This is a genomic window from Guyparkeria sp. SB14A, assembly GCF_005096345.1.
Taxonomy (GTDB): Bacteria; Pseudomonadota; Gammaproteobacteria; order Halothiobacillales; family Halothiobacillaceae; genus Guyparkeria; species Guyparkeria hydrothermalis.
Map to the genome: position 1 here is coordinate 221,761 of NZ_SWAW01000001.1, position 8,320 is coordinate 230,080.

Genomic DNA, 8,320 nt, shown 5'->3' on the forward strand with positions numbered 1-8,320 from the left:
GTCGGCCTACAGCCCGGCCCTGTTCCACCTGATGACCCACGCCTTCTTCAAGGCGCTGCTGTTCCTGGCGGCCGGCTCGGTGATCATCGCGCTGCACCACGAGCAGGACATGCGCAAGATGGGGGGGGCTGGCCAAGACGCTGCCGATCACCTTCGCCACCTTCTTCATCGGGGCGCTGGCGCTGATCGGCTTCCCGGGCACCTCGGGCTTCTACTCCAAGGAGTCGATCATCTACGCCGTGGCCGCCTCGGAGCTGCCCGGGGCCGAGTTCGCCTACTGGGCGCTGTTCATCGGGGTGTTCGTGACCGCCTTCTACACCTTCCGCATGCTGTTCCTGGTGTTCTTCGGCGAGTCGCGCATGGACAAGCACACCGCCTCGCACGCCAAGGAATCGCCCAAGGTGGTCACCGTGCCGCTGGTGCTGCTGGCCGTGCCGTCGCTGATCGTCGGTTTCCTGGTGATCGAGCCGCTGCTGTTCGGTGCCTACTTCGATGACTCGATCCGCGTGCTGGCGACCCACGGCGCCATGGCGACGCTCGAGGAGCAGTTCAAGGGCGCCTGGGGCATGTTCCTCTACGGCTGGACCACGCCGGTGGTCTGGATGGCGCTGGCCGGTGTCGCCACCGCGGCGATCATGTATCTCGGCATGCCGAAGGTGCTGCCGCCGCTGTTCGCCCGCGTGTTCGCCTGGCCCAAGCGCATCCTCGAGGAAGGCTACGGCTTTGACAGCTTCAACAACACCGTCATCGCCGGCGGCTCGCGGCTCCTGGGTCGCGGGTTGTGGAAGGGCGCCGATCTCGGCGCGATCGACGGCTGGCTGGTCAACGGCTCGGCGAAGGTGGTGGGCAGCATGGCCCGCACCTGGCGCCTGATCCAGACCGGCTACCTCTACCATTACGCGTTCGTCATGATCCTCGGCCTGATCGGGCTGCTGACCTGGATCGTGTTCGTCGGCGCGTAACGCCCATACCGATAACAAGCGAAGGATAACGGTTCGATGCTGACCTCCTGGCCCATACTGAGCCTGCTCGTCTGGTTGCCGATCGCGGCAGGCCTTGCCGTGATGCTGTTCGGCGAACGACGTGCCGCCTCGGCGCGCTGGTTCGCGCTGATCGTCTCCGTCGTGGTCTTCGTGATCAGCCTCGGCCTGATCGTCGGATTCAACACGCAGACCGCCGCGATGCAGTTCGTCGAGCACCTGCCATGGATCCCGGCCTTCGGCATCAACTACGCGCTTGGCGTCGACGGCATCTCGATGCCGCTGATCGTGCTGACCACCTTCACCACCATCCTCGTGGTGGTCGCCGCCTGGGAAGTGATCAAGGACAAGGCGCACCAGTACCTGGCCGCCTTCCTGATCATGGAAGGCATGATGAACGGCACCTTTGCCGCGATGGACGCCATCGTCTTCTACTTCTTCTTCGAAGGCATGCTGATCCCGATGTTCATCATCATCGGCATCTGGGGCGGCCCGCAGCGCGTCTACGCGACCATCAAGTTCTTCCTCTACACCTTCCTCGGCTCGGTGTTCATGCTGGTCGCGCTGATCTACATGTACTTCCAGGCTGGCAGCTTCGCAATCCCGGTGTTCCACGAACTGCCGCTGACGCTGACCGAGCAGATCCTGATCTTCCTGGCGTTCCTGATCGCCTTCGCGGTCAAGATCCCGATGTGGCCGGTGCATACCTGGTTGCCCGATGCCCACGTCGAGGCGCCCACCGGCGGCTCGGTGATCCTGGCGGCGATCATGCTCAAGATCGGCGGCTACGGCTTCCTGCGCTTCTCGTTGCCGATGACGCCGGATGCGGCGGCGACGCTCGATTGGCTGATGATCGCGCTGTCGCTGATCGCGATCGTCTACATCGGCCTGGTCGCCATGGTCCAGTCGGACATGAAGAAGCTGGTCGCCTACTCGTCGATCTCGCACATGGGCTTCGTCACCCTGGGCCTGTTCGTGATCTACATGATCGTCGCCAACCCGGACAACGCCTCGGCCAGTGGCGTGACCCTGGCGCTCGAGGGCGCGATGGTGCAGATGATCTCCCACGGCCTGATCTCCGCGGCGATGTTCCTTTCCATCGGCGTGCTCTACGACCGGCTGCACACCCGCGACATTTCGGCCTACGGTGGGGTGGTCAACACCATGCCGTGGTTCGGGGCGCTGGTGGTGCTGTTCGCTATGGCCAACGTCGGCCTGCCGGGCACCTCGGGCTTCGTCGGCGAATTCATGGTCATCCTCGCCGCCTTCAAGGCCAACTTCTGGATCGCGCTCACCGCGGCCCTGACGCTGATCATCGGCGCGGCCTACACCCTGTGGATGGTCAAGCGCGTGATCTTCGGCGAGGTGAAGAACGAGGGCGTCAAGACGCTCCAGGATCTCAATTTCCGCGAGGCCTGGATTCTGGGCGTGCTCGCGTTCCTGATCGTGCTGATCGGCGTCTGGCCGAACCCGCTGGTCGAGGTCATGCACGCCTCGATCGAGAACCTGGCGCAACAGGCGCTGACCACCAAGTTGTAAGACGTTCCCTATGACACTCGCCTCACTGAACCTGCAACCGGTCCTGCCCGAAATCGTCCTCGCGGCGATGGCCTGTTTGATCCTGCTCGTCGACCCGTTCCTGCCCAAGCGCGGGCCGACGGTCAGCTTCGTGCTCTCGATCCTCACCCTGATCGCGCTGTTCGTGATCACCCTGGTGCAGATGGACGATCATGTGCGCATGAGTTTCGGCGACATGGTGGTCAACGACCCCATGGCCGACGTGATGAAGCTGGTGGTCTACGTGCTGGTGGCCGCGGTGTTCGTCATCTCGCGCACCTATCTGCGCCAGCGCGGCATCGACAAGGGCGAGTACTACATGCTCGGTCTGTTCGGCGTGCTGGGGATGATGATCACCATCTCCTCGAACCACCTGTTGCTGCTCTACCTCGGCCTGGAGCTGATGTCGCTGGCGATGTACGCCATGACCGCGTTCAAGCGCGACGACGGCCGCGCCTCGGAGGCGGCGATGAAGTACTTCGTGCTGGGCGCGCTCGCCTCGGGCATCCTGCTCTACGGCATGTCGTTGCTCTACGGCGTGACCGGCGACCTGACGCTCACCGCGATCGCCGAGTCGGTCGCCAGCGGCGAGGAGTCGATGGCCCTGAAGGCGGCCGTGGTCCTGATCGTGGTCGGTGCCGTGTTCAAGATGGGCATCGCGCCGTTCCACATGTGGCTGCCGGACGTCTACGAAGGCGCGCCGACGGCCGTGACCCTGTACCTCGCCGCCGCGCCCAAGATCGCCGCGCTCGCGCTGGTGCTGCGTCTGCTGGTCGACGGCATGGGGCCGCTGTTCGCCGACTGGCAACCGATGCTGATCGTGGTGGCGATGCTCTCGATGGCCATCGGCAACGTGGTCGCGATCGCGCAGACCAGCTTCAAGCGGATGCTGACCTACTCGACCATCGGTCACGTCGGTTTCATCCTGCTGGGCGTGCTGGCCGGCACCAACGAGGGCTACGCTGCCGCGCTGTTCTACACCATCGCCTACGCGGCGATGACCATCGGCGGCTTCGGCATCATCCTGCTGCTGGCACGCCAGGGATTCGAGGCCGAGAGCCTGGACGACCTCAAGGGGCTGAACGATCGCAGCCCGGTCATGGCGTTCGTCTTCCTGCTGCTGATGTTCTCCATGGCGGGCATCCCGTTCACCTTCGGCTTCTGGGCGAAACTTGCCGTGCTCCAGTCGGTCGTAGGGATCGGGCTGTGGTGGCTGGCGACCTTCGCCGTGGTCACCGCGGTGATCGGTGCGTTCTACTACCTGCGCGCGGTCAAGATGGTGTACTTCGACGCGCCGGAGGACACGAGCCCCATCGAAGCCGATGCCAACGTGCGGGGCGTGCTGGTCCTGTCCGGCGCCTCCATGCTGATTTTCGGCCTGTACCCGACCGGTCTGACCGCGCTGAGTGCCGGCGCCTTCGGCCTGTAAGCCACATTCATTACGCCATCGAAACGAGGCCTGCATGATCGCCGACTGGATTATCGCGAGTTACCTGATCGGCCTGTTCGTCCTGGCGAACTTGCCTTTCGTCAACCAGAGACTGTTCCTGGTGATCCCGGTCGCCGGACCGGGCCAGCAGAAATCGTTCTGGTGGCGAATCGTCGAGTGGCTGCTCTATTTCGTGATCGGCATGGGCATCGGGCTGTACCTCGAGTACTCGATCGGCGGTATCGAGCCCAAGGGCTGGGAATTCTGGGCCGTGGCCGCGTCCATCTTCGCGGTGTTCTCGGTGATCGGATTTATCTGGCAATACCAGCTGCGAAAGCACCTGCAGGTCTGACACCGGCATCGGACGTGCCCAACAAGAAAGGCGAACCGTGATGGTTCGCCTTTTTTCGTGCCCGACGCGTCCTCGCAAGCGGCTTACATCTGTCGCAATAGCCGCTGGGCACCGTCGACATACTTGCCGCGCATAAACAGCAGGCGCCAGCGCCGGCCGCCGACCTGGTCGAACAGGATGGTGGCCCGCACGCCCGCGAGCAGCAGGGCTCGTACGGTCGAGGAGATCGCCATGTCCTCGAGGTGATGCTTCTCGCCGTTGATCACGAACTTCTGCGGCAGGTGGCTAAGTGTGCTGCGGTAGAGGTTGTTGAGATCGGCCATCAGCCCGCTGTCGGCGCCGTGCTCGTCGAAGGCGGGCTTCAACTCCTCGAGTCGCCGGAATAGCGTGCTGCCCATCTCCTGGTCGCGACGAAAGGCCTTGGTGATCGCGAACAGCGTGACCACGTAGCGTGTGAGTTCCAGGTCACGTGGTGCGCGGGAATTACCGGCCAGCAACTCGCTCAGGCGTTTCATGCCGAATCGAACCCCGGACAGCCCGCCGTAGATACTGGCCGTGTCGGGGGCGTCGAAGGCGAACAGCGAGCCGATGCTCGCCTCCAGCGCTTGGCTGTCCGCCACGCGGCCTTCGTAGGCCAGCGTCTGGATCAACTGGACGGCCTGGGTCATGCCGGCCATGGCGATCAATTGGTCGTCGGTGTCTTGTGGCATGGTCCCGTATCGGTTGGTTTGATGATCAGTCCCGGGGCAGGGCGCGGGTGATCACCGCTCCCCCCAGGCAGATGTCGCCATCATAGAACACGACCGATTGGCCGGGGGTGATGGCGCGTTGCGGCTCCTCGAAGGAGGCGATCAGGCGATCGCCCGTCTGCTCGATGCGGACCGCCTGGTCGGGTTGGCGGTAGCGGATCTTGGCGGTCAGCGGCCGGTCGGTCGGTGGCGGCTCGATCCAGTGGATCTGCTCGGCCTCGAGCCGGTCGGCGAACAGGGCCGGGTGGTTCTTGCCCTGGGCGACCCGCAGCGTGTTGGACTCGAGATCCTTGCCCACCACGTACCACGGCGCATCGCCATGGGCCTTCGTGCCGCCGATACCCAACCCCTGACGCTGGCCGATGGTGTGGTACATCAGGCCCTGGTGGGTGCCGAGCCGTTCGCCCTCGAGGGTCTCGATCGGCCCCGGCTGGGCGGGCAGGTAGGTCTTGAGGAAATCGGCGAAGCGGCGCTCGCCGATGAAACAGATGCCGGTCGAATCCTTCTTGTCGGCGGTGATCAGGTCGTGGGCCGCGGCAATCTCGCGCACGCGCGGCTTTTCCAGCTCGCCGACCGGGAAGTACGCCGAACCGACCTGGTCGCGGGAGAGCGCGTGCAGGAAATAGCTCTGGTCCTTGTTCGCGTCCACGCCGCGTGCCAGGTGCACGCCGGTCGCGTCGTCGAGCCGTCGCGCGTAGTGACCGGTGGCGATCGCATCGGCCCCCAGTGCCCGGGCGTGGTCGAGAAAGGCGCGGAACTTGATCTCGCGATTGCAGAGGATGTCCGGGTTGGGCGTGCGTCCGGCCTGGTACTCGTGCAGGAAGTGCTCGAACACGCGGTCCCAGTACTCGCCGGCGAAGTTGACGTAGTGGAAATCGATCCCGAGCTTGTCCGCCACGGCCATGGCATCGAGCATGTCCTCCTTGGCCGCGCAGTACTCGTCATCGTCGTCGCCTTCCCAGTTCTTCATGAACAGGCCCTCGACGCGGTAGCCGGCCTCCTTCAACAGCAGGGCGGCCACCGAGGAGTCCACGCCGCCGGACAGGCCCACCATGATGCGCGGGGCGTCCGCCGGGGCGGGGGGGATGAGGTCGTTGATGGTCGAGTCGGTCATCGGATCGAGTGCAGCAGGTCGAGGGGATAGCAGTACCCCTGTTCGAAATCGCGGATCGCGGCGGTGACGAAGGGTGAGCGATGCGGGATCTCGGCGTTCTCCAGCGTTGCGCGGTCCATGAAGCGCGCGGCGATGATCCCGCTATCCAACGGCTGGTCATCGGGCTCGTCGTCGATCTCGCCGATGATCGCCACCCGCAGTACCCGCCGCCCCTGGCCGGGGTTGTCGTGGTAGATCCCGAGCAGCCCGGTCGGCTCGAAGCCAAAACGGGTCTCCTCGCGCACCTCCCGGATCACCGCGTCGAGCAACGTCTCGCCCGGCTCGACGTGTCCGGCTGGCTGGTTGAGGTAGCGCTGGCCACGGATGCGTTCCTCCACGAGCAGGTACGCATCGCCCCGGCGGGCAATGCCGGCAACGGTCAGGGAGACGAGCGGTCGATCGGAAGATGGCATGAGATCAGTATATCGTCCGGTACAAGTCAGAGGTCCTGCTGACGTCGCGCCTTCCACTCGTAGAGCAGGTCGAGCGCGGCGCGGGGGGAGAGCTCGTCCGGGTCGAGAGTGTCGATCGCCTCGAGCAACGGGTCGGTTTCGGTCTCGACGGGGTCGGCGACCGGCTCGGCGGCGAACAGATCCATCTGCGGGACCTCGCCGCCGGTATGCGACTGCCATTCGAGTTTCTCCAGCAGGCCGCGCGCCCGGCGAATGGTGGGGCGCGGCAGGCCGGCCAGACGCGCCACGTCGATGCCGTAGCTCTGGTTGGCGGGACCATCCTTCACGCCATGCAGGAACACCAGCTCGCCGTTGTGCGTGATCGCCTCGAGGTGGACGTTCACCAGCGTCTCGAACTGTTCGGCAAGCGTGGTCAGCTCGAAGTAGTGGGTGGCGAACAGCGTCATCGCACGGTTCTTCTGCAACAGGTGCTCGGCGACCGCCCAGGCCAGCGCCAGGCCGTCGAAGGTCGAGGTGCCGCGGCCGATCTCGTCGATCAGCACCAGCGATCGCTCGGTGGCGTGGTGCAGGATCTCGGCGGTCTCGGTCATCTCCACCATGAAGGTCGAGCGTCCCGAGGCGAGATCGTCGGAGGCGCCGATGCGGGTGAAGATGCGGTCGATCGGCCCGATCTCGACGTCCTCGGCCGGCACGTGCGCCCCGGCGTGGGCCAGCAGCACGATCAGCGCCGTCTGGCGCATGTAGGTCGACTTGCCGCCCATGTTGGGGCCGGTGATCAGCAGCATGCGCCGGTCGGGGGCCAGCTCGGCGTCGTTGGGCACGAAGACCGCCTCGCTGTTGGCCTCGACCACCGGGTGGCGGCCCTGGCGGATATCCACCCCGAGCGCGTTACGAAAGCGCGGGGCGGTCCAGTCGTGGCGCTCGGCGACATCGGCCAGCGCGGCCAGGGTGTCGAGGTCCGCGAGGGCATCGGCCCGCCGGCGCAGCTCGCTCTGGTGGCCGGCCAAGGTGATCAGCAATGCCTCGAAGCACTCGCGTTCGCGGGCGAGCGACTTGTCGCGGGCGGTGAGCACTTCCTGCTCGAAGGTCTTCAGGGTGTCGTTGGTGTAGCGCTCGACGGACTTGAGCGTCTGGCGACGGGTGAAGGTCTCCGGCATGCGCGCCGACTGGCTGCGCGGCACCTCGAAGTAGTAACCGTGGACGCGGTTGTAGGCCAGTTTCAGGTTCTCGATGCCCGACTGTCGCCGTGCATCCTCCTCCATGGCGGTGAGCGTGGTGTCGGCGCGCTCGGACAGGCCCCGCAAGCGGTCGAGCTCCTCGTCGAAGCCGCTCGCGATCACCCCGCCGTCGCGCAGCCAGACCGAGGGCTTCTCGGCGATCGCCGCATCCAGCAGTTCACGCACCTCGGGCAGGTCGGCCAGTGCGTCGTTCAGCGTGGCGAGCAGCGGTTGGTCGCAGGTGGCCAGGGTGGCGGTCAGCGCGGGCAGCTGGTGCAGCGAGTCGCGCAGGGCGGCGAGGTCGCGCGGCCGTGCCGCGCCCAGCACGATGCGCGTGGTGATGCGCTCGATGTCGTTGACCTGCCGCAGGGCGTCGAACAGGACGGCCGGCAGGTCGCGTTCGCGTAGCTCGCCGATCGCCTGGTGACGGGCGGCCAGCCGCTCGTGGTCGCGCAGCGGGCGGGCCAGCC

8 protein-coding genes and 1 pseudogene are annotated in these 8,320 nt (G+C 65.6%); 5 read left to right on the plus strand and 4 right to left on the minus strand.

The window, feature by feature from the left end; all coding sequences use genetic code 11:
- Positions 1–146: 146 nt before the first annotated feature.
- The 5 genes and pseudogenes from FAZ79_RS11795 to FAZ79_RS01085 form a co-directional block, all read left to right on the plus strand.
- Positions 147–197 (plus strand): annotated as a pseudogene (locus tag FAZ79_RS11795) (hypothetical protein); the annotation flags it as partial.
- Positions 198–239: 42 nt separating this feature from the next.
- Positions 240–962: a hypothetical protein gene (locus FAZ79_RS01070; protein WP_247709454.1), complete on the plus strand. Its 723-nt coding sequence runs from the start codon at positions 240–242 to the stop codon at positions 960–962.
- Between the two features lie 36 nt (positions 963–998).
- Positions 999–2,519: an NADH-quinone oxidoreductase subunit M gene (locus FAZ79_RS01075; protein ID WP_136866061.1), complete on the plus strand. Its 1,521-nt coding sequence runs from the start codon at positions 999–1,001 to the stop codon at positions 2,517–2,519.
- Between the two features lie 10 nt (positions 2,520–2,529).
- The gene (gene nuoN, locus FAZ79_RS01080; RefSeq protein WP_136866062.1) at positions 2,530–3,966 is read left to right on the plus strand and encodes an NADH-quinone oxidoreductase subunit NuoN; all 1,437 of its coding nucleotides are present in this window, start codon (positions 2,530–2,532) and stop codon (positions 3,964–3,966) included.
- A gap of 34 nt (positions 3,967–4,000) precedes the next feature.
- Entirely contained in the window at positions 4,001–4,318 is a 318-nt protein-coding gene (locus FAZ79_RS01085; RefSeq protein WP_231505818.1) for a DUF2818 family protein, read from the plus strand.
- Positions 4,319–4,401: 83 nt separating this feature from the next.
- Here FAZ79_RS01085 and FAZ79_RS01090 read toward each other — a convergent pair whose 3' ends face one another.
- The 4 genes from FAZ79_RS01090 to mutS all read right to left on the minus strand — a co-directional run.
- A complete protein-coding gene (locus tag FAZ79_RS01090; RefSeq protein ID WP_136866063.1) occupies positions 4,402–5,028 on the minus strand; it encodes a DUF489 family protein in 627 nt (208 codons plus the stop codon).
- 25 nt (positions 5,029–5,053) lie between these two features.
- A complete protein-coding gene (mnmA, locus tag FAZ79_RS01095) occupies positions 5,054–6,181 on the minus strand; it encodes a tRNA 2-thiouridine(34) synthase MnmA (RefSeq protein ID WP_136866064.1) in 1,128 nt (375 codons plus the stop codon).
- On the minus strand, positions 6,178–6,633 hold the full coding sequence (locus tag FAZ79_RS01100; RefSeq protein WP_136866065.1) for an NUDIX domain-containing protein: 456 nt from the start codon (positions 6,631–6,633) through the stop codon (positions 6,178–6,180). The genes mnmA and FAZ79_RS01100 overlap by 4 nt, the downstream gene beginning before the upstream one ends.
- Before the next feature lie 26 nt (positions 6,634–6,659).
- Positions 6,660–8,320, minus strand: a 1,661-nt coding sequence (mutS, locus tag FAZ79_RS01105; RefSeq protein ID WP_136866066.1) for a DNA mismatch repair protein MutS, incomplete at its 5' end; no start/stop codon positions are given.